Annotated in this window: 20 protein-coding genes; 12 read left to right on the forward strand and 8 right to left on the reverse strand. The window is 33.2% G+C overall.

All coding sequences use genetic code 11. The features are described 5' to 3' along the window. The first annotated feature begins 54 nt into the window (after positions 1–54). On the forward strand, positions 55–1461 hold the full coding sequence (locus JQC67_RS04960; protein ID WP_203251747.1) for a sulfatase family protein: 1407 nt from the start codon (positions 55–57) through the stop codon (positions 1459–1461). A 40-nt stretch (positions 1462–1501) separates the two neighbouring features. On the opposite strand, the gene JQC67_RS04965 is transcribed toward JQC67_RS04960, so the two are convergent. Next, on the reverse strand, positions 1502–2209 hold the full coding sequence (locus JQC67_RS04965) for a hypothetical protein (protein ID WP_203251748.1): 708 nt from the start codon (positions 2207–2209) through the stop codon (positions 1502–1504). A 719-nt stretch (positions 2210–2928) separates the two neighbouring features. Here JQC67_RS04965 and JQC67_RS04970 point away from each other — a divergent pair. From JQC67_RS04970 to JQC67_RS05000, 7 genes are all read left to right on the forward strand, one after another. Next, on the forward strand, positions 2929–4389 hold the full coding sequence (locus JQC67_RS04970) for an arginine decarboxylase (RefSeq protein ID WP_203251749.1): 1461 nt from the start codon (positions 2929–2931) through the stop codon (positions 4387–4389). A 25-nt stretch (positions 4390–4414) separates the two neighbouring features. Continuing rightward, positions 4415–5356 (forward strand): agmatinase, encoded by a 942-nt coding sequence (gene speB, locus JQC67_RS04975; RefSeq protein WP_203251750.1) that lies wholly within the window; start codon positions 4415–4417, stop codon positions 5354–5356. Continuing rightward, a complete protein-coding gene (locus JQC67_RS04980; protein WP_203251751.1) occupies positions 5343–6320 on the forward strand; it encodes a deoxyhypusine synthase family protein in 978 nt (325 codons plus the stop codon). The genes speB and JQC67_RS04980 overlap by 14 nt, the downstream gene beginning before the upstream one ends. A gap of 2 nt (positions 6321–6322) precedes the next feature. After that, the gene (locus tag JQC67_RS04985) at positions 6323–6646 is read left to right on the forward strand and encodes a hypothetical protein (protein WP_203251752.1); all 324 of its coding nucleotides are present in this window, start codon (positions 6323–6325) and stop codon (positions 6644–6646) included. Positions 6647–6723: 77 nt separating this feature from the next. Further along, positions 6724–8250 (forward strand): bifunctional GNAT family N-acetyltransferase/carbon-nitrogen hydrolase family protein, encoded by a 1527-nt coding sequence (locus JQC67_RS04990; protein ID WP_203251753.1) that lies wholly within the window; start codon positions 6724–6726, stop codon positions 8248–8250. 36 nt (positions 8251–8286) lie between these two features. Beyond that, positions 8287–9657 carry a 30S ribosomal protein S6--L-glutamate ligase gene (gene rimK / locus JQC67_RS04995; RefSeq protein ID WP_203251754.1) on the forward strand — a complete coding sequence of 457 codons (1371 nt, stop codon included), beginning with the start codon at positions 8287–8289 and terminating at the stop codon, positions 9655–9657. Positions 9658–9763: 106 nt separating this feature from the next. Then, positions 9764–10264: a hypothetical protein gene (locus JQC67_RS05000; protein WP_238934483.1), complete on the forward strand. Its 501-nt coding sequence runs from the start codon at positions 9764–9766 to the stop codon at positions 10262–10264. Between the two features lie 96 nt (positions 10265–10360). Here the strand turns inward: JQC67_RS05000 and JQC67_RS05005 are convergent, their stop codons facing one another. From JQC67_RS05005 to JQC67_RS05020, 4 genes are all read right to left on the reverse strand, one after another. Next, positions 10361–11062: a tetratricopeptide repeat protein gene (locus JQC67_RS05005; RefSeq protein ID WP_203251756.1), complete on the reverse strand. Its 702-nt coding sequence runs from the start codon at positions 11060–11062 to the stop codon at positions 10361–10363. A gap of 135 nt (positions 11063–11197) precedes the next feature. Then, positions 11198–11569, reverse strand: coding sequence for a hypothetical protein (locus JQC67_RS05010; RefSeq protein ID WP_203251757.1), 372 nt, complete (start codon positions 11567–11569; stop codon positions 11198–11200). Between the two features lie 116 nt (positions 11570–11685). Next, complete coding sequence (locus tag JQC67_RS05015) at positions 11686–12492, reverse strand: SDR family oxidoreductase (RefSeq protein ID WP_203251758.1); 807 nt, start codon at positions 12490–12492, stop codon at positions 11686–11688. Further along, positions 12485–14767, reverse strand: a complete 2283-nt coding sequence (locus JQC67_RS05020) for a M28 family peptidase (RefSeq protein ID WP_203251759.1) — start codon at positions 14765–14767, stop codon at positions 12485–12487. Before JQC67_RS05020 ends, JQC67_RS05015 begins: the two co-directional genes overlap by 8 nt. Before the next feature lie 141 nt (positions 14768–14908). Here JQC67_RS05020 and JQC67_RS05025 point away from each other — a divergent pair, with 141 nt between their 5' ends. Continuing rightward, complete coding sequence (locus JQC67_RS05025) at positions 14909–15373, forward strand: CBS domain-containing protein (RefSeq protein ID WP_203251760.1); 465 nt, start codon at positions 14909–14911, stop codon at positions 15371–15373. Positions 15374–15452: 79 nt separating this feature from the next. Here the strand turns inward: JQC67_RS05025 and JQC67_RS05030 are convergent, their stop codons facing one another. Both JQC67_RS05030 and JQC67_RS05035 read right to left on the reverse strand, forming a co-directional pair. Then, complete coding sequence (locus JQC67_RS05030; RefSeq protein WP_203251761.1) at positions 15453–15803, reverse strand: hypothetical protein; 351 nt, start codon at positions 15801–15803, stop codon at positions 15453–15455. Then, positions 15800–16297, reverse strand: a complete 498-nt coding sequence (locus JQC67_RS05035; RefSeq protein ID WP_203251762.1) for a DUF6265 family protein — start codon at positions 16295–16297, stop codon at positions 15800–15802. Before JQC67_RS05035 ends, JQC67_RS05030 begins: the two co-directional genes overlap by 4 nt. Positions 16298–17243: 946 nt before the next feature. On the opposite strand from JQC67_RS05035, the gene JQC67_RS05040 reads away from it, so the two are divergent. From JQC67_RS05040 to JQC67_RS05050, 3 genes are read left to right on the forward strand one after another with little or no spacing between them, the layout of a single operon-like run. Further along, positions 17244–18422 (forward strand): DUF1624 domain-containing protein, encoded by a 1179-nt coding sequence (locus JQC67_RS05040; RefSeq protein WP_203251763.1) that lies wholly within the window; start codon positions 17244–17246, stop codon positions 18420–18422. Between the two features lie 46 nt (positions 18423–18468). Next, positions 18469–20151 (forward strand): tetratricopeptide repeat protein, encoded by a 1683-nt coding sequence (locus tag JQC67_RS05045; RefSeq protein WP_203251764.1) that lies wholly within the window; start codon positions 18469–18471, stop codon positions 20149–20151. Continuing rightward, the gene (locus JQC67_RS05050) at positions 20138–20815 is read left to right on the forward strand and encodes an SCO family protein (protein WP_203251765.1); all 678 of its coding nucleotides are present in this window, start codon (positions 20138–20140) and stop codon (positions 20813–20815) included. The genes JQC67_RS05045 and JQC67_RS05050 overlap by 14 nt, the downstream gene beginning before the upstream one ends. A 30-nt stretch (positions 20816–20845) precedes the next feature. Here the strand turns inward: JQC67_RS05050 and JQC67_RS05055 are convergent, their stop codons facing one another. Further along, on the reverse strand, positions 20846–21418 hold the full coding sequence (locus JQC67_RS05055) for a pentapeptide repeat-containing protein (RefSeq protein ID WP_203251766.1): 573 nt from the start codon (positions 21416–21418) through the stop codon (positions 20846–20848). Positions 21419–21423: the final 5 nt, after the last annotated feature.

Raw genomic sequence — 21423 nt, forward strand, 5'->3', positions numbered from 1 at the left:
ACCAATCGAAAATTTTAATTAGTATCTTACTTGATAAGACTAAAACAGAAAATCATGATTAAATTAAGAGTCGTTTTATTAGTTTTTGCAATTCTTATGGTTCGTAGTTCTTATGCACAGAATACTGAAAAACCTAATATCATTTACATATTTACCGATCAACAAAATGCTTCAATGATGAGTTGTGCTGGAAATGAGTGGCTCAAGACTCCAGCAATGGATTATATTGCAGAAAATGGAGTTCGATTTACTCGCGCTTACGTTACAAATCCGGTTTGTACACCCTCCCGAATAAGTTTAATGACTGGCCGTTTTCCTGGAAGTTTTACAGATAATAAGGGAGATAAAGTATATGAAAATTGGGGAGCTATTCGGGTATCTGAAATATCAGATGAAGTAAAGAATACAACAATTGCATCATGGTTAAAAAAAGCAGGTTATGATTTGTACTTTGGTGGAAAACAACATTTACCAAAACCACTTTTGCCTGAAGCACATGGTTTTACCATATTTAGTAAAGATGAAAGATCGGAGCTAGCTAAGGACGCTGCAAAAATCATTAATAGTAAGCCAAGAAATCCTTATTTTATGGTGGTTTCCTTAATAAATCCACACGACATTTGCTATATGGCAATTCGTGATTTTGCTGAGACCGATCATGAGAAAAGGCTTGTTTCAACTGGGGTTCAAGAAGTATCAACTTTAGATAAAGCACTAGTAAAACCAAAAGGAGTAACGGATGACGAATTTTATAAATCGTACGCACCACCCTTACCACCAAACTATGAGCCACAAGAAGGAGAGCCAAAAGCAATTCAGGCACTCTTAAATCAGCGTAATTTTAGAAAAAAGGCTAGGGAAGAATATACTGATGAAAATTGGCGTTTGCACCGATGGGCCTATTGTCGTTTAACTGAAACTGTGGATCATCAAATTCAAACGGTGCTTGATGCAGTTCGTGAATCGGGTCAAGAAGAGAATACTTTAATTGTATTCTCCTCAGACCATGGAGATATGGATAGTTCACATCGAATGGAACATAAATCTACACCTTATGAAGAGTCTGCTAATGTTCCTTTTTTAATGATGTGGAAGGGTAAGATTCCTGCTGGAGTGGTAGATGATAAACATTTGATTTCGAATGGACTAGATTTGCTTCCCACAATTACCGATTATGCCGGACTAAAAGGAGCTTCGGATCCAAGGGGTTTGAGTATAAAATCGTTACTAGAGGGCGAGACCAACTGGCGTAAAACCTTAGGTGTTGAAACTGAGGTGGGTCGTATGGTTGTACATGAAGATGGATATAAATTCATACGTTATTTTGGTGTGGATGAAGAAGAACAATTATTAGATTTAAACCTTGACCCTTTCGAAACAAAACATTTTACAACTAGTGATGACCATAAAAACATATTGGCAAATCTTCGATTAGATTTTGAAACAGTTTGGTTTGATTAATTAAAGTTCAGATGCTCTCTTGTAATTACGATTAATATTATTAACGCTTCGACCATATTTCATACATTGGTTCTCCTTTACTGTTGTTTCCTGTGTGATGCCAATCATCATTCTTAAGTTCATACTGAAACTTTAAAGTAGCGCCAACTCTTGAATTGTCTTTTGAGAAGTATTCGATGTTTTCGGTATAGTTTCCATTATTTGACGTGAAAGTGCCACCGCCAGTTCCGTGAAATTCAAATGTATCAGTATTGTAAGCAATCCATTGAAATTTACCATCCTTAAGAAATTTCAATGTTTTTCTTGCGCTTTTTTCTCCTCTGCGCTCTTGTCCAGAATCTGGGCCACGAGTAGCAAATAACCATTGGCCATCTAAATCTTGCTTCTTAGCTTTAGATTTATCAAAAATCAATTTGGGAGTGGTGCCTAGTATCAATTGGTCATTTTTGATTGTGAAGGGAATACTTAATGAAGAAATAGTGTCGCCTGAATAGTTTGAATTAAATTCTAACTTAACTCTCAATTCAGAATCTTCTATGGTATAAAAACCGCCTTCGGTTTTAATAAATCTAGCTGGGGTTTTTTCATAAATACTGTGAATCATATAATCATCAGTGATTTTAAGCTCATGAATAACATTGTCTAAATCTGAGGTGTAAATACCCGGTTTAATTTGGGCTGAAACATTCAATCCTATTACGAAACAGAATATCAACACTAGGGGCTTTAAATGAAATGGATGTTTCATAGTCAGTATAATTATTAAAAGGTATTTTCAAATATAAAGATTTGATAATATTTAAATCATTAAAAATGACATACCTCTACATTGAAAAAAGTGAATTTGAATAATTGATTATTACTTTACCTTGCCAACTTAATAAATTTAGTTAGACATAGGCTGTCGTTTTTAGCCAAAAAAGAAGTGCTGATTATCTTTTTATTTACCACTAATAAGGAATATTGAGAGCAATATCGAAAAATTCGGATATTTTTTCAAGACTTTGAATTAATAATATTTGTTTTTAATGAACTATAAATGAGTGAATTGTGATTAATATAAGCTATTAAGAATACGTATCGAAAACTTTTTTCAACCATATATCGTAATTTATTCGAAAAATGTTGCTTATTCAAAAATTTTGATTTGTTTTGCTGAGTCAAATCGAAATAATAAAGATTTGATTATTTAGCACTAGCTGAACATTATGAACCATGTTTCTATGTTCGGGTTATGGGGAATTAAGAAGTCAAACCTCATAACAACCTATCAGATAGGTGACCGAATTTTAAAGCTAACTTCTGTTATTTTTGAAATTGTCGGCAGCCAGCACGACTACTTTTTCCTACCTACTACTCAAAAACAGATAATTATCTGAGATAGAATTTCATTGCAATTTTTTAATGATTAGCAAACACGTTTGCTATAACTATTGTCGAATTTTCTATTTTAATTAAGTATCAGTAATGAACACAAAATATATTGATCTAATTGATCAAACCTATGAGTTTCCTCAAGAAGAATTTACCTTAGAGGGAGAACATTTACGCTTTCACGGAATTGAATTAAACGAATTGGTTGCAGAATATGGCAGTCCGTTAAAATTCACCTATTTACCAAAAATATCTGATAATATTAATAAGGCTAAAACTTGGTTTGCTAACGCAATTGAAAAGCACCAGTATAAGGGGAATTATAAATATTGTTATTGTACAAAAAGTTCTCATTTTCAGCATGTTTTGCATGAGGCCTTGAATAATGATATTCATATTGAAACCTCCTCAGCTTTTGATATAAATATTATAGAGCAATTGAAAGAAGTAGGTAAAATTAAAAATGACACTTTTGTTATCTGTAATGGGTTCAAACGTGCGCAATATGTTGAAAATATTGGTCGCCTTATAAATGGTGGGCATCGAAATTGCATTCCTATTATTGATAATTACGAAGAAATTGATTTGCTTTCAGATGTCATAAAAGATGACTTTCAAGTAGGTATACGTATTGCATCTGAAGAGGAGCCTAAATTTGAGTTTTACACCTCAAGGTTGGGTATTGGTTACAAAAATATTGTTCCGTTTTATGAGAATCAGATTCAAGGTAATGATAAGGTGACGTTGAAAATGCTCCATTTTTTCATTAATACAGGTATTCGAGACAATGCTTATTATTGGAATGAATTGGTGAAGTGTCTAAAAGTTTATGTGAGGCTAAAGAAGATATGTCCTTCACTAGATAGCTTAAATATTGGTGGTGGTTTCCCTATTAAAAACTCTTTAGCATTTGAATATGATTATCAATATATGATTGATGAAATCGTCAATCAAATAAATGTCACTTGTGCTGAAGCAGATGTTCCAGTGCCTCATATATTCACTGAGTTTGGCAGTTTTACAGTGGGCGAAAGCGGTGGAGCTATCTATGAAATATTATATCAAAAACAACAGAACGATCGTGAAAAATGGAATATGATTGATTCATCTTTCATTACAACCTTGCCTGATACCTGGGCTATTAATAAGCGTTTTATAATGCTGCCTATCAACAGGTGGAATGATGAATATGAACGAGTGCTTTTAGGTGGACTCACTTGTGATAGTGATGATTATTATAACAGTGAGCAGAACATGAACGCTATCTATCTACCAAAATACAAACGTGAGAAACCGCTTTACATTGGTTTCTTTAATACAGGTGCATATCAAGAAACTATTGGGGGTTATGGTGGTTTGCAACACTGTTTAATACCACAGCCGAAACATATTTTAATTGATAAAGATGCTGATGGAAATATAGTTACCAAATTATTTAATCCACAGCAAAAAGCAGAAGATTTTTTGCAAATATTAGGATACGGAACACCACAGGTTGATGTCCAAGAAAATAAAGAAACAATGCTATCTGAAGAAGGTGCATTGCATCACTAAATAAAGTTAACAACAAAAATTAAAAATGAAAACAACAAAGAATTACGCCGGTATTGCTGACGAATTCGGGCAGTTAGAAACTGCAAAGGTAGTATTGATTCCAGTGCCTTACGATGGTACAAGTACATGGGGTAAAGGAGCTGATAAAGGTCCTGAAGCTTTTTTGGAAGCCTCAGAAAATATGGAGCTTTATGATATTGAAACGGATAGTGAAGTGTTTCAACAGGGTATACATCTGACTATGCCAATTACTGAAAATGCCTCACCAGATGCAATGGTAAATGCTGTTCATAAAACTACTAAAGACTTTATTAAGCGTAATAAGTTTGTAACTTTATTTGGCGGTGAACATTCAATTTCAATAGGCACTATTCGTGCTTTTAATGAGTGTTTTGATAATTTAACGGTATTACATATTGATGCCCATGCGGATCTTCGTGAAACGTATGAAGGCACTAAGTTTAATCATGCATGTGCGGTGTATGAGGCAAGTCAAACCACTAATTTAGTACAGGTGGGAATTCGTTCTATGGATGCCATTGAAAAAACGGTGATGGATGAGGAGAAAACCTTTTTTGCTCATGATATGGTTAACGATGAATTTTGGGTAGATAAAGTAGTAGATCTTTGTACAGAAAATGTATTTATCACTTTTGATTTAGATGCTCTTGATCCGTCAATTTTACCGGCTACTGGCACGCCAGAACCTGGTGGGTTGTTGTGGTACGAAACTTTAGATTTTTTGAAACAAGTGTTCGCAGAGAAAAATGTAGTTGGTTTTGATATCGTTGAACTTTGCCCAAATGAAACCAGTAAAGCTTCTGATTTTTTAGCAGCTAAGTTGTATTATAAAATGTTGAGTTATAAGTTTATGGATGAATCTGTAGATGATAGCTATGACAACACTTATGATATTGAGCAAAAAAGCAACACTAACAGTTTAAAATTTGACGATGACGACATCTAGAGGTCCAATTTCTAATTTTATAGAAAAGTATTACCTACATTTTAATTCGGCTGCTTTAGTTGATGCTGCAAAAGGTTATGAAGACCAATTGAATCAAGGATCTAAAATGTTAGTTTCATTAGCTGGGGCAATGTCTACGGCTGAATTGGGTAAAATATTTGCTGAAATGATTCGGCAAGATAAAGTGCAAATTGTATCTTGTACAGGAGCTAACTTGGAGGAAGATATTATGAATCTGGTAGCGCATTCGCATTACAAGCGAGTGCCAAATTATCGAGATTTAACTCCGCAAGATGAGTGGGATTTATTGGAGAAAGGCTTAAATCGTGTAACAGATACTTGTATACCAGAGGAGGAAGCTTTCAGAAGAATTCAAGAGCATATCGTTAAAATTTGGATGGATGCTGAAGCCAAAGGCGAACGATATCTGCCACACGAGTATATGTACAAATTGTTGCTATCTGGTGTATTAGAAGAGCATTATGAAATTGATTTGAAAGACTCTTGGATGTATGCTGCAGCAGAAAAAAACTTGCCAATTGTTTGCCCCGGATGGGAAGACAGCACAATGGGTAATATTTTTGCTTCTTACGTATTGAAGGGTGAGCTTAAGGCAAGCACAATGAAATCTGGTATAGAATATATGACCTTTTTGGCTGATTGGTACACCGATAATTCCAAAAATGGAATTGGATTTTTTCAGATTGGTGGTGGTATTGCTGGTGATTTTCCAATTTGTGTAGTGCCAATGTTGTATCAAGATATGGAGCGAACCGACACACCTTTTTGGAGTTATTTTTGCCAAATTAGTGATAGTACAACTAGTTATGGTTCATATTCAGGAGCGGTACCAAACGAAAAGATAACGTGGGGAAAATTAGACATTAATACCCCAAAATTTATAATCGAAAGCGATGCAACAATTGTTGCGCCATTAATATTTGCTTACCTTTTAAAGATGTAATTATGGACAGATACGCACATTTAAAAAAAGTAATAGTTGATTTTAAAAAATTAACTCCAGAAGTTTTAAAACTAACCGTTGAAAGGTATCCTGATGGCTATGATGATGACGATATAATTTCATTTAGAAATGCACATGGTGAACGCATAGAAGCTGTAGAAGTCTTAACTGAAGACACTAAATACTTAGTGAAAATCAGTGAAAAGTTAGAGTACACTATGGAGAATTATAATGAATCTGACTACGAAGAATTTGAAGATGATGATCCAACTGCGGTAGCAGAGCCAGACCCAGAAGATATGGCTGATAACGAGGATGATGATTAATAATTAAATAACATAAGTATTAAAAAGATAACCGGGATTTTCATTTTTGAAAATCCCATTTTTTTATGTCACATATCATGAAAATAGAAGATATTGAAAATATTGAATTGAAGTTTTTGGATCTTGATGATTATCAAGAATTAAAAACGGCTATGATTTCGGCATATACAAATATGCCTGGTGCTTATTGGAAAGAAGAACATATTAAATCATTAATTGAAAAGTTTCCTGATGGCCAGGTTGTAATCAAAATTAATGGGCAGTTGGCGGGTGTTGCTTTGTCAATAATTGTTGATTATGACGACTTTGACGATAGTCATACCTATGAGCAGATTACAGGTAATTATTCATTTAATACCCATAACAACAATGGCGATGTTCTTTATGGAATAGAAGTGTTTATAAAACCTCAATTTAGAGGTTTACGATTGGGCCGAAGGCTATATGACTATAGAAAAGAATTGTGCGAAAAACAAAACCTAAAAAGCATTGTTTTTGGTGGTCGAATGCCGAATTTTCATAAGTATGCAAATGAGTTAACACCTAAAGAATATATTGCACAGGTGCGTAGAAAAGAGATTCAAGACCCTGTTCTAAACTTTCAAATAAGTAATGATTTTCATCCTGCAAAAGTGATGAAAGGGTATTTAGAAGGGGATGCTGCGTCAAATGATTTTGCTATTTTAATGGAGTGGGATAATATCTATTATCAAAAACCATCGAAAAAAGCGGCAACAAAAAAAACAATTATTCGATTAGGGCTAATACAGTGGCAAATGCGACCCTATAAAGATTTAGAGGAGCTGTTGCAACAAGCCGAGTATTTTATAGATGCTGTATCAGGGTATCGATCAGATTTTGCATTGTTTCCTGAATTTTTTAATGCGCCGTTAATGGCAAAAGACAATCATTTGTCTACGCCAGATGCTATTCGAGAACTAGCGAAGCATACGCAAGATATCGTTCAAAAATTTTCAGAATTTTCCATTTCGTATAACATCAATATAATTACAGGTAGTATGCCTGAAATGATTGATGGTAGATTGTATAATGTCGGTTATCTTTGTCGAAGAGATGGTAGCATGGAGCGCTATGAAAAGTTGCACGTAACGCCAGATGAAGCAAAGGTTTGGGGTATGCAAGGTGGTACGCAACTAAAGGCTTTTGATACCGATTGTGGTAAAATAGGAATTTTAATTTGTTACGATTCCGAGTTTCCTGAATTAAGTCGTTTATTGGCGGATGAGGGTATGGATATACTTTTCATCCCCTTTTTAACAGACACACAAAATGGCTATTCACGTGTTAGGCATTGTGCCCAAGCCAGAGCAATAGAAAATGAATGTTATGTTGCAATAGCAGGTAGTGTAGGTAATTTGCCAAATGTTCAAAATATGGATATACAGTTTGCGCAAAGTATGGTTTTTACGCCTTGTGATTTTTCGTTTCCAACAAATGGTATAAAAGCTGAAGCAACGCCAAATACAGAAATGATTTTAATAGCTGATGTTGATATTGATTTATTACGTGAATTAAATCAGTTTGGCGCAGTTAGAAATTTAAAAGATCGAAGAAAAGATATCTTTGAATTAAGAAAAAAATAGAATTGCTCTAAGTAGTGGGCATCAAAACAAAATATAGTGAAAGATTTAAAAATTATTGGCGGTGAAGAGTGGTGTGTGTTTAAAAACCTTGGTGTACCTGCTATTAAAGCACGTGTAGATTCTGGAGCGAAAACTTCGTCAATACAAGCGACAAATATTAAAATTTATAATAAAGGAGTTGAAGAATGGGTCAAATTTGAAGTTAGTCCGTTACAAGAAAATAGAAGTATTGCTATTGAATGTGAAGCGCGTTTAGTAGATCGCAGAATGGTGAAAAGTTCTTCTGGTATTTCTGAAGAAAGATTGGTGGTGCAAACGTCATTAACTATGGGTGGTGAAACATTTGATGTTGAGCTAACTTTAGCAAACCGTGATACCATGGAATTCAGAATGCTTTTGGGTAGAGAAGCAATAAATCAGCGTTATGCAGTAAACCCAGCTGTTAATTATCAAGTTCAAGCATTCACAGACGAAGAAATAAATAAAAAATACGCTTCATACTTTAAAGAAAAAACAGGCCTTAAAATAGCGCTGCTAGCTAGTAATCCTAATTTATATAGCAACAAAAGAATTATGGAGGCAGCAGAAGCTCGTGGCCATGAAATTGTTTTCTTGAATGTAGAGTTGGCATATATGAAGTTGGATGCGAAGGAACCTGAAATTCGCTATCGTGGTGGAAATATACTGACCGAATTTGATGCCGTAATACCTAGAATAAAACCTTCCGTTACATTTTATGGTTGTGCGCTAATACGACAATTTGATAATTTAGGTGCGTATTGTCAAAATTCAGCAGAAGCAATAACACAATCACGTGACAAACTTTTTGCTTCACAATTATTTTCTAAAAATGACATTAATATTCCAATAACGGGGTTTGCAAAATCTCCGATGGATACCAAAGATTTAATTAAAATGGTTAATGGTGCTCCATTGATTATTAAATTATTAGAAAGCACCCAAGGAAAAGGAGTAGTGTTAGCTGAAACCAATAAAGCCGCAGAGAGTGTCATAAATGCCTTTAAGAGTGTTAATACTAACATATTGGTGCAAGAGTTTATTAAAGAAGCTAATGGTCAAGATATTCGATGTTTTGTAGTGAATAATAAGGTGGTTGCTTCAATGCAGCGCCAAGCAGAGAAAGGAGAGTTTCGGGCAAATATTCATCAAGGCGGAAAAGCATCAATCATTAAAATTACACCAGAAGAGAAAAAGTTAGCTTTAAAGGCAGCAAAGGCATTAAATCTTGCCGTTGCAGGGGTTGATATTATTCGCTCAAACAAAGGTCCGCTTTTGTTAGAAGTTAATTCATCGCCAGGTTTAGAAGGTATTGAAAATGCCACTGGTAAAGATATTGCTAACGCGATGATAATGGCAATTGAGCGAAAATTAAAATTTACAATTTAAGAATAGACGCTAATTATAATCGTATGTACAATAGAAAGGTTTTTTAAATAATCTTGACATTGCACCTATAATCAATACCAAGTTCTAAAATTTGTACCTTAGCTTGATGCAAAAAACACCCATATTATTACTGGTTTTTTTAATTGCTTTTTCCTGTAAGAAGGATAATAAAAAGCAAGTTGCTGGTAATGCAGAGGCAATAAATTTTAATGTTGAAGAGTGGCCTAAAAAGGCTGTTGCAAACGCAGAAGCTGCTAAAATTTTAGCAAAGTGGCCAGAATATGTTGCTTTAGAAACTAGTTTTGAAAGTATTTATACTAGTGAGAATTCTGAAGATTTATCATTGATAATTGAAGATTTGATAGAAAAACAAAAAGCAATGGCTGAATCAACATACCCGGTAGAATTTGATAGGCCACATATAAAAAGCAGACAGATAGCACTGAAAACTTATATTTTAAAAACAAAAGGAAATCTAGAATATCGATTAGATTTGCAAGAGCCAGTCATTGAGATGATAGCGGCTTTTAATGCCCTACGTAATCAATTTAATGTTATTTTAAATAGTAAGATTGACATTGATTTACTTCAAGAAAAAAAGAAGTAATCATTTGATTTTTAAATGACTAACTAGCTTCAATTAGAAGCAATAAAAAAGGATCAACCTAAGGTTGATCCTTTTTTATTTGAATACAAAGTATTGTTATTGTTTTGGTTCAGCCTCTGCAGGTTGATTTTTTCTTGCTTCAAGTGCTTGTTTGCTAAGACTTGCCAAGTTGAAATTGGGGTCTATTTTTAGCGCTTCGTCAATTGTAACAATTGCGGTGTCAATATTTTTATCAAGGTTGAATTGTGCCAATGCTTTAAGGTGTGTAAACGCGGCCTTAAGAGAAACCTCATAGGGTTGTTGTCTTTCATAAAAGGCATATTTCTGATCATCTTTTGCATTCGCAAGGCCATACTCAATATCTTTTGATGCGCCTGCACCATCACCAGTTTGAATTTTTAAATCAGCTAGTTCATAGGCCAAATAGGCATTTGGAGACCTTTTAAATAACGATTCAAATTGTTCCAACGCTCTTTTCGGTTGATTTAAAGCTTTAAGAGAAATTGCTTTTACTTGAACTGCAAGATCTGAATCAGAATCTTGTTTCTCTATACCAATGGTATTTAAAGCCTGTAAATGTTGATTGTCATTTGCATAAATATATGCCAAGGTATCTTTACGAGCTTGAGATGGAGATAATACGTTTAAGTGTGTTAGCGCATTAATTACTCCATTCATATCACCCTGTAAGCGCATTTCTGTATAAAATGCCTCATAGTGTTTTTGAAGTTCAGAAGTGGTTTGTGCTGAACTGGCAAAGCCAACAAGTAGCACTAGCGCAATTAGTAATTTTTTCATTTTATTAATTTTTGGTGCGCTAAACTATTAAAATTATCTGGGTAAACCTGTTATAAAAGCATTAAAATTGGTAATGAAAAAGGGATGCCATATTCTGACATCCCTTTTATTGTTAAGTAGGTTATTTATTGAGCCCTAAGCAATTGAGTATTTCGCCCCTTTATCTTTGAATGATTTTAAAAGATTAACGTAAATAGCTAGACTTTTAGAATCATTATCAATACATGACTTAAGAAACTCACCTAAATTTTTAAATAATAGATTAGCATATAAGATTGGTACGTTGGTATTAACCTTTTTTGGATCATATGCTTTGTCATCTAACACAATATCCAATTTCACCCTTTTTCGATGATAGTCAATCGAGACCAATGCTGCATTATAGTGGTTTTTTAAAATTGCAACATGGAGACTTTCATATTTAGGTCTACTATTATACTTCGTACTACCAGCAACAAGATTTTCTATTTCGTTGAGAATCTTTGTTCTTAAATTAGATTTTTCCATAACAATATATATTATGATTATATACTAAAGTTAGTAGTTAATCGATGAAATACATAGAATATTAACAGTACTAATCCCTCTTTTGTTGTGAAAGTTGGGCTATATGTTGTATAAGTTTAGGTTAATGTTGTGGTAAGAAGATGTTTTTTAACATAAATGAGTCGATTAGATTGTACAATTTTACCCTTTTTTGAATTATCTAGTTTATAATCAGGCAATTGCAATCCTCTTTTTCTGGCTTCAGCAGTATAATAATCCTTTTTAATAGGATGATAGGGATAGACACCATTAAATAATTCGTTCCACCAATTATTCTTTAGTATAGCTTCGATTATTTTAATACAATCTGTTCTGTGAATTAAATTAATAGGATGCCCTCCGTTAGATAAATTTTTTCTCCCTGAAAGAATAGTAATAGGATGTCGGTCAGCGCTAATCAAACCTCCAAAACGTAAAATTGTAGTTTGAATACGACTTTCATTTTTAAAAATTGCTTCGGCTTTCAGCATTTGTATGCCAGATTCGGTAGTAGGTTCGGGTAGCGTTTCTTCAGTAACTTTGCCTTCAGCTTCACCATAAACCGCCGTGCTACTTACAAAAACAACTTTTTTCACAGAAGATTGAACAATAGCATTGTGAAGTAGTTGCATTTTTTTCACATAATTTTCTTTGTGTTCTCCTCTTAGTTTCGGCGGAACATTAATAATCGCAATTGATACATCCATAAAGAAACCTGTAATATCACCATCAAGTTTTTCTTCCGTTAGCGTAATTAAAAAAGCATTTATACCAATCTGGGTTAAATCATTTAATTTTTCTTTAGAAGTTGTACTGCCATTAATTGTGTAGCCATTTTTTATCAGACTTTCAGCTAGCGGAAGACCCAGCCAACCACAACCTAGTATTGCTATTTTTTTATTCAAAACGGATTTCTTTTATGGTTATAATAGCATCATTTATTACAAATGGCATGGGAATATTGTTTTTTGGACGCTCAGGTAATGAAAATTCTGGATGTTCTAATAAATCATTTGAAGCCTCATAAAATGTAAGGGCTAATTTTTCAACTTTCGGTATTGCTATTTGTAGCTCTGTATATTCATTATTACTTATATAATGTGTTAATAATCTACCTTCCGTTTGTCTGCCTAAATGTGATTCTTCTATTGCAATGCCGTTTATTTTTACAGCATTTAGAAATGTTTTACCAGTAAAAATTTCTAATCTATTTACTGAACGCTGATGGGTGATACAAAGTTCTAAAATGCGTTCATTTCCTATGATGGTATCAAGAGAAGTTTCTACTAAAGGTGGTTTTATATGTTTTATAGGTGCCTCAGAAACAAAGCTAAAGCCTGTTTTGTATTTGCTTTTTATAATGTTAACGTTTAAATCTTCTGATGTGGTGGTTTTGTCGATGTAATTGCTTGTCCAATCACTTAAAACGTTGTCATATGTTGCCCAATATGCTCTATTGGTTTCACTGTTTAGTATATAAGCTAAACTTGTTGGTTTTGCATTTTCTTCTGAAAAATCAGCATTTAAATGTGCTTTAATCATGAAAAATGCAAAAAGAACTAGACTAAGCAGCGCTAAATTATTTTTATTTCTATAAAAGCCAATTAGGGGCAATAGAAGGGAAAATGTTAATGCTGTCAAAATCATTGAGCCGAGCATCATTTTAAGGCCTAAACCAATGGGTAATGCAGCAATAAATGGCGAAAAAATCCATATCGCAGGAATTGACAAAAATACCAGTAAGAAAGGGTTTGGTTTTTTTTGATTGATTAGAACCATTAATGCAGCCAATGCTGTAAACACCGGAATGATAAAATAGACGCCCCCTTTTAAATAATAAGAAAGTGCGCCACAAATCAATAACCATAAAAATATAGGTGCTATAAAAAGGTTCTTGGTGTCAGTCTTTTTGAATCGGTGATAGCACGAAAAACAAATTGCTAAAGTGAGAAAAACAAAGGCATAAATATATGCGTGCCCGTTATAAGTGAAACCTTGTAAAATATCTTGATAGCCTGGGTACATCCATTTTAAGAATGGCCAAGAAAAATAACCGATGACTCCTGGTATTGCAAATGATAACAGCATAGGTATAAATCCTATGGCAACTGCTTTTAAGTTTAGGCTTTTGGTTTTGAATCCATAAAAAAGAAGTAAAACAAAAGCGCAAACAGCTATAGCAAACATGGGCCATATCCAAGAAAAAGGATAAGTAACTAATTTAAAAAGCGGAACATTGAAGTACACTAGGTCTTCTTTGCTTCTTAAATTGTTGAGGTCCGCTGAAGAAAAATGTTGTAGTAAAGGCATAAGATAACTGCCTTGATGTGCCAGCGTATTTCGATCTAATCGATTGTAATTATCTCGAACGGTATGATAATCAAAGTGATCATCTATAAATGCGAAATTAAAACCTTGAATATCACCATCCTCACGAAAAACTGTGAGATCTGTATCGTTTGGTAACATTTTATAAATACTGTACATCAAAGAATTTGCAGCAGGATAATCAGGGTTAGCTTTCACAAATTCTTTTATTAAGCCAGCATTGCCTTTATTAGTTTCTAGCAACATAAAACTAGTACCACCACTGCCTCGTGCTTCAAAATTCAGAACCAAACCAATTTCTTTAGCCCATTCATGCTGGTTAACAAATAAATCTGCACCATTAAGGCCTAGTTCTTCCGCATCAGTGATTAATATAATGATATCGCTCTTTGGGGTTATACCTTTTGATAAAAAGGCTCTAATGCCCTCTAAAATAGTTGCTACACCACTACCTGCATCACTTGCCCCTAAAGATGAATGTGGACTACTATCATAATGAGACATAAGTACCAAAGCTTCGCCGTCTTCCGATCCTTTTATGCGCGTTAAAATATTAACGGCTTTACTGTAATTAGCCCAATCACCAGCTGTATAGCCTTCTTGTATTTGTGTTTCAAGACCTAGCTTGTTAAGTTCTTTAATTATATAGTTGCGAACCACTTTATGGTCTGCAGAACCCACGGCATGTGGTTTTTTAGAAATGTTTTCTACATGTTTTAGAGCTCTATCAGTAGAAAAGGCCGATTTTTCAATTTGTTCATCTGGCACATAGTTTGGTTTTTCTGCTTTGAAACTCCAATAGATGGCCACAGAAATTAGAAGAAGTGTTAGAAAACTATTAAATGGTTTCATTATTTTAGAAGATATGCGATAAAAGTATGAAATTCTTAAAGTTTTGATTGTTTCAACCGATATTTTTGGCAAAATCATAAGTAAAGACTATATTTAAGATTAACCTTAGCCGAACCAGTATTTACTAAAAAGACTAAAATTATGGGAATAAAAAGTTTTAGAGGAGCCCGAAAAGAGACAAAAAAGGAATTTGATGCACCTATCATGGTCACAGATTATATGACGAAGAAATTGGTGTCTTTTAGACCCGAACAGTCTATTTTAGAGGTAATGGAGCTGTTTACGAAATATAATATTTCAGGTGGGCCAGTACTTGATGATAATGGTTTTTTAGTTGGCATCATTTCTGAAGCCGATTGTATGAAGCAAATTTCTGAAAGTAGGTACTTCAATTTACCTATTCTTGAAAAAAGTGTTGAAACGTATATGACTAAAAATGTGGAAACCATTCCGCATGAAATGAGCATATTTGATGCAGCAGGGGTTTTTCATAAAAATAACCGAAGAAGATTGCCAGTAATGAAAGACGGATTGCTGGTTGGTCAAATATCAAGAAAAGATATTGTTATTGCGGCACTTAGACTTACTGGTCATAACTGGAAGTAAGAAAATTATAACTTTTAAATAAAAAATGCTCCCATTAAAATGAGAGCATTTTTTTTGTCTTTACTACGGCAATTGTACGTTATTCTCTTTTTACAATCATATAATAATCATTGTCTAGTGGTAAATAACCAAGGTTGTATACGAAATAGTAGGTAGTGCCCTTTTTAGTAGTATATAGGTTTGTAAAGTAATCAAAATCAAAATTCTTATCTAATAAGCTGGTTTTTGTAGTTCTTGTTTTGCCATCTTTTAAAGTGTAACCATCAAGTATTTTATAGTTACGCCGAAGTCTATTATTAATATTACGTATAAGGTTTTTGCTATCTGAATTGAATTTGTTGTGATAGGCATTACGGCACCCATCTGAACAATATTTTTTGTCAACTCTACCAATTATTTCAGTACCACATTCTAAGCATTTTTTTTTCACAACTGAGCTTTTTTATAGTTAAAAACTACTTCTTCATTTCCGCCATTTTCTTGGTGAATTAGTCCATAAATGTTGATTTCATTTGTATTTATTTTTTCAAAAGTAAATCCATCAAAGTAAAATCGATTATCAGCAATTTTGATTAATTTAAAGCTTTGCACTTCATCTTTTTCTTCCCAACCTTTTAAATCACTATTAAAGTGTTTCAATTCAAAAACTAAAGATTCATCTACTTGACGAATATGGCCTAATTCATAAAATTGAACTTTGCCATCAGCTACTAACTTAAATGAAAACATCATTGAACCTCCAAGAGGCGGGCTCCAAATTTCTTCTGTAATTCCACCGAAGGCTTCACCTTGCCAATGACCTTCCATCCAAGAAATTTGTGAAAGCTTAGCTTTAGGAGCAATGTCTCCAACTTTGTATGATAATGTATTCTGCGCATTTGCAGTAATGGTAAAGAAGAATACAATTATAGAAATGTATTTCATTGTGATGTTTATTGTATGAACAAGATACGAAATATCCGTTTGTAAACGGATTTAGCAGCTTCAACTTCATTTTTTTATTCAAAGAGAAATTAAAATACAACATAAGTGAGTTCTTTAAAATATACCTAAATAGTTGATATAGAGATAAATAAGTTTTGTTTAATTCTTCCTTTGAATAAGTTAATGTTAAATATTATATAAAATAGTACCTTTTATTACATAGTACTGTAACAAAATGAAACATACTTCGTCTATCTAGTGTACACAATTTAAAAACAACGATTTATAATAATATTAAAAACTAGAAATTATGAAAGCAGTAAGCAACAGAACGGTAACAGAATCAAAAACAGGACAGTATTTCTCAACCTTTGGAAGTAGTAAAAGAGCACAATGGGCTCAGTATAGAAATTACAATCGCTAATCACGATTTAAAAACAATCGTTAACAATCAAAAAAACAAAACATTATGAAAGCATCAATCACAAAAACAGCAACAGAATCTAAAAGTGGACAATATTTTTCTACGTTTAGTAACAGTAGAAGAGTACAATGGGCCAACTATCGAAACTTTAACCGCTAATCACGGATAAACAACTACATCAATCAAAAAATCAAGTCATGAAACCTTTCAACAATCAATCATCAGTATCTAAAAAGTCAATTTTCTTAAGCAATTTGAAATACAGTAAAAGAATCCATTAAATTAAATGGGTACATTATTTATGAGAATTGAACTTCCAAGAAGTAGAAATATGGATAGACCGTCATCAAAGTCTATCCATATTTTATTTGCATACTAATCCATTTATACCATAAAAGTTGCATCCTATACAGTTTTATACGCTGCAAGCATAAAGTTTGTTTTACTACTTCATATTTGGTTTACCTTAATAGGCTAGTACAAACATTTGTTTTTTAGGCTATAATTTCAAGAATTAGTATCATGATTAAAACTGCCACTACCAGAATAAAATCAATTGATATGCTAAGGGGTTTGGTTATGGTAATTATGGCTTTGGATCATGTCCGTCTTTTTTTACACTACGATTCATTTTTTTTTAATCCTCTAGATTTAACACAGACGAACGGTACACTTTTTTTTACCAGATTTATTACACATTTCTGTGCGCCAGTATTTGTGTTTTTAGCGGGTACTTCAGCTTTTTTAGTAGGACAACGGAAAGGTGTAAAATTTTTAACTAGTTGGCTGGTTAAAAGGGGTGTATGGTTAATTTTTTTAGAATTTACCATAATAAAATTTGCATGGCTTTTTAAATTTGATATTTCATATAGTTTGCTTCAGGTAATATGGGTTCTTGGTTTGGGCATGATTCTATTAGCAGGTCTTATTCATTTACCCAAGCGTTTAGCAGTTGCCATTTCTGTATTAATTATAGTCGGCCATAATGTATTTGATTCTTTCGCCCCAACTAGTGAGGTTGGTACTAGCATTTGGTCATTTCTATATGAATTTAAGTTGTTGACCTACGGTGATATAAAGATTTTTGTTGCTTATTCTATTTTACCTTGGGTTTTTATAATGCCAATAGGCTATTATTTTGGATCATTTTATTTGCCCCGTTTTGAAAGCAAAATTAGAGCCAAAATATTACTGCAAATTGGCTTAGGCCTTACCTTAACTTTTTTTATAATTCGAATTATGAATCTTTACGGTGATCCTTATTTGTGGACATCACAAGATTCTTGGAGCTATACCCTAATGTCCTTTTTTAAAGTTACCAAGTACCCACCTTCATTATTATACTTATTAATAACAATTGGGCCATCAATAATACTTCTTGCCCTTGCTGAAAAATGGAAAGGATGGATTTTTGACAAATTGGTAATTATTGGTCGTGTACCCATGTTCTTTTATATTATTCATCTTTATGTAATTCATTTAGTTGCGCTATTATTTGCAATAGCCACAGGCTTTAATGAGTCAGACATGTTTGCAGATCTTTGGATTACTATGCAACCAGGTTTAAAGGGGTTTGGTTTTAATTTAGGAGTAGTTTATATAATCTGGATAGTTTTAATAATTGGTCTTTACCCACTATGTGCTTGGTTTAATACTTATAAGAGTAACAATAGAGATAAGTGGTGGTTACGGTATTTGTAAAATAAAATTAACATTGCAAGCACTATAAAAATTAAAGTGAGCTGATATGAAATCAAAATTAGTTTCTGTTTTATGTATTGTAATTTTCATTCTTATTGGGTGTAAAAACAAAAATACCAATCAGGCGTTAGCGTCAATAGATTTATTAAGAGGAGATCTTTTGCTTTGTGGAGATGGTCAATTCGGAGAATTAAAGTTCTCGCTTTCATGTAACTATGAAACCAGAGAGACATTTGACTTAGCAGTGGCATTACTGCATTCTTTTCAATATTCTGAAGCTGAAAAAGCGTTTGTAAAAGTAATCGATAAAGATCCAAATTGCCCAATGGCCTATTGGGGAGTTGCAATGAGTATTTATCATGCTGCTTGGTTTCCGCCAACAAATGAAGATTTAGTTAAAGGTGCACAAGTATTAGCGGTAGCTAAGGAATTAAATATGGATGAAAAGCAACGTGATTATATAAATGCGATTGATGCTTTTTATTCAGATTGGGAACAGGTAGATCATAAAGATAGAGCTAAACGTTTCGAAAAAAAGATGGAAGAAATTTATCTTAAATACCCTGAAGATGTAGAAGCTGCTATCTTTTACACCTTAGCGCTATATTCTACTAGAGATAGGGTTGGAAAAGAATATAAGAATGAACAAAAAGCAGGTAAAATTCTTGAATCACTGTTAGAATCTAATCCGAATCATCCTGGAATTGCGCACTATATAATTCACAATTATGACAATCCAGTATTGGCACCTAAAGGTTTAGAGACTGCTCGAAAATATGCTAAAATCGCGCCATCATCTTCACATGCACAACATATGCCATCACATATTTTTACGAGATTAGGAATCTGGGAAGAGTCGATTCAATCAAACATAGCCTCAGCAGAAAGCGCTAGATGCTATACACAAGCTTTGGGGATTAACGAGGGTTTCTTTGAAGAGTTGCATGCTGTAGACTATTTGGTATATGCCTATTTGCAAAAAGGTGACAATTTGCATGCGGAAGAACAATATAGAATAGTCCGAAAACTTAAAGATCTTTATCCATTGAATGTTACAGCAGTAATTTATCCTATAGCTGCAATACCATCAAGGATAGCACTTGAGAATAAAAATTGGGGTAGGGCTGCAACGTTAGAACTGCAAGAAATTAATATGAACTGGGAAGATTTTCCATGGCAAAAAGCGATTCACCATTTTGCAAAGTCACTAGGATCATCGCATACCAATAAGATTTCTCTTGCCAAAAAGGAAATTGAAACTCTTGAGAAATTACACCAAAACTTAGTATCTGAAAACAATCGTTCTAAATTTATACAAGTAACACAAGTTGAAATTCAAATTAAAACTGCGAAAGCATGGTTGCATTTTAAAAACAATAACAAAGAAGAAGGATTAACCCTAATGCAAGAAGCAGCAGCCATGGAGCGTAATACCAGTTTACACCCGCTAACCCCAGGTGATGTTTTGCCTGCCATAGAACTGTTAGGAGATATGTTAATTGCGTTAAATAGACCGCAAGAGGCATTGGTAGCTTATGAGGAAAATCTCGTTCAACATCCGGAAAGGTTCAATGGTATTTATGGCGCTGCAATTGCTGCTAGAAAATCTAAGAATTCTGAACTAGCCAGTAAATATTTTAAACAATTAATTAAACTGACAAATGAATCTAATTCTGATAGAGTTGAACTTCAGGAGGCCCATAATTTTATAGGAAATGAAGCAATTTAATTTCCAATTTAGAACAACAATAAACTTTATTGTTTTATTGGTAATATTCCAGTTTTGCTACGTTTCTTGTAAAGAGAAGTTGCCGGTATATAATCCATCAGATATTAATCCAGAATTAGTAGATAAGAGTTTGCAAAACACAAATACAGACCATACCGTTGCTGATTTTGAACTAATAAATCAAGAAGGGGTAAAGATTACACAAGAAGATTATAAGAATAAAATCTATGTTGTAGATTTCTTTTTTACTACTTGCCCTAGTATATGCCCAGTTATGACAAATAATATGGCAAAAATTCAAAAAGAATATATTAAAGTAGACAAGTTAAAACTTTTGTCATTGTCGGTTACGCCGGAAATTGATAACGTTTCTGTACTAAAAAATTATGCACAAAAAGAAAGAGTAATTACGAAAAAATGGAATGTTACCACAGGTGATAAAAAGCAAATTTATGAACTAGCTCGTAAAAGTTATTTTGCTGTTGTTACCCAAGGTGATGGAGGTTTGCAAGATTTTATTCATACTCCTAATTTTATATTAGTTGATACTAAAAGGCAAATTCGTGGTATCTATGATGGAACAAATGATGATGAAATAGTTCGATTAATTGATGATATCAATATTCTGTTAATTGAAGAAGATGAGGTTGCTTTTAGCAATTAAAGCATGTGATTTTTTAGATGATTTTCTAAATTATTTCACTACAATATCATATTTGCGAAGCAGACCAATCAATTTATCTTTAGTAAAAACTGCTTTTTTAATGTTATTAATTTCTGGATTTATGCTAAAATTAAAAGCAGTTTCGAAATTCGCTTTCTCAAGATTTGTTTGTTGAAAAATTGCACCATCTAAATTGCAATTGTCAAAGTTTGCTTCGGGTAGTTTGGACTCCGAAAAGTCGACCTTATTCATTTTACAATTAACAAATTGCTGCTTTTTAAGTCGAAGTCCGTAGAAAGATGAAAAATCTAAATTGCAATCTAAAAATGAAAATGCCATTAAAAAATCATTACATTGTTCAAATTTGAGTCCCATCATTTTGCAGTGTGAAAAGGTAATTTCATTAAAAGTGGTATTAGTAATATTGGTATTACTGAGATTACAATCAATAAATTCACATTCCATGAAATTTTGATTGTCAAGGTAACTTCCTTCAAAATTACAGCCTTCAAAAATGCAATTTTCATACTCTCCTTTTACTAAAGCAATTTGAGTATAATCTTCATTTTTAAAGGTTTTGTCAGTGATAAAAGGTTTGTTCATTACCG

The sequence above is a fragment of the Aurantibacter crassamenti genome (assembly GCF_016811105.1).
Taxonomy (GTDB): Bacteria; Bacteroidota; Bacteroidia; order Flavobacteriales; family Flavobacteriaceae; genus Aurantibacter_A; species Aurantibacter_A crassamenti.

Bases quoted from the DNA above. Each gene is read 5' to 3' on its own strand.
- JQC67_RS05005 (WP_203251756.1), bottom strand. From the start codon at position 11,062: ATGAAAAAATTACTAATTGCGCTAGTGCTACTTGTTGGCTTTGCCAGT.
- JQC67_RS05055 (WP_203251766.1), bottom strand. From the start codon at position 21,418: ATGAACAAACCTTTTATCACTGACAAAACCTTTAAAAATGAAGATTAT.
- JQC67_RS04985 (WP_203251752.1), top strand. From the start codon at position 6,323: ATGGACAGATACGCACATTTAAAAAAAGTAATAGTTGATTTTAAAAAA.
- JQC67_RS05000 (WP_238934483.1), top strand. From the start codon at position 9,764: ATGCAAAAAACACCCATATTATTACTGGTTTTTTTAATTGCTTTTTCC.
- JQC67_RS04980 (WP_203251751.1), top strand. From the start codon at position 5,343: ATGACGACATCTAGAGGTCCAATTTCTAATTTTATAGAAAAGTATTAC.
- JQC67_RS04990 (WP_203251753.1), top strand. From the start codon at position 6,724: ATGAAAATAGAAGATATTGAAAATATTGAATTGAAGTTTTTGGATCTT.
- JQC67_RS04965 (WP_203251748.1), bottom strand. From the start codon at position 2,209: ATGAAACATCCATTTCATTTAAAGCCCCTAGTGTTGATATTCTGTTTC.
- JQC67_RS04960 (WP_203251747.1), top strand. From the start codon at position 55: ATGATTAAATTAAGAGTCGTTTTATTAGTTTTTGCAATTCTTATGGTT.
- JQC67_RS05020 (WP_203251759.1), bottom strand. From the start codon at position 14,767: ATGAAACCATTTAATAGTTTTCTAACACTTCTTCTAATTTCTGTGGCC.
- JQC67_RS05010 (WP_203251757.1), bottom strand. From the start codon at position 11,569: ATGGAAAAATCTAATTTAAGAACAAAGATTCTCAACGAAATAGAAAAT.
- JQC67_RS05035 (WP_203251762.1), bottom strand. From the start codon at position 16,297: ATGAAATACATTTCTATAATTGTATTCTTCTTTACCATTACTGCAAAT.
- JQC67_RS05050 (WP_203251765.1), top strand. From the start codon at position 20,138: ATGAAGCAATTTAATTTCCAATTTAGAACAACAATAAACTTTATTGTT.
- JQC67_RS05025 (WP_203251760.1), top strand. From the start codon at position 14,909: ATGGGAATAAAAAGTTTTAGAGGAGCCCGAAAAGAGACAAAAAAGGAA.
- JQC67_RS04970 (WP_203251749.1), top strand. From the start codon at position 2,929: ATGAACACAAAATATATTGATCTAATTGATCAAACCTATGAGTTTCCT.
- JQC67_RS05040 (WP_203251763.1), top strand. From the start codon at position 17,244: ATGATTAAAACTGCCACTACCAGAATAAAATCAATTGATATGCTAAGG.
- JQC67_RS05045 (WP_203251764.1), top strand. From the start codon at position 18,469: ATGAAATCAAAATTAGTTTCTGTTTTATGTATTGTAATTTTCATTCTT.
- speB (WP_203251750.1), top strand. From the start codon at position 4,415: ATGAAAACAACAAAGAATTACGCCGGTATTGCTGACGAATTCGGGCAG.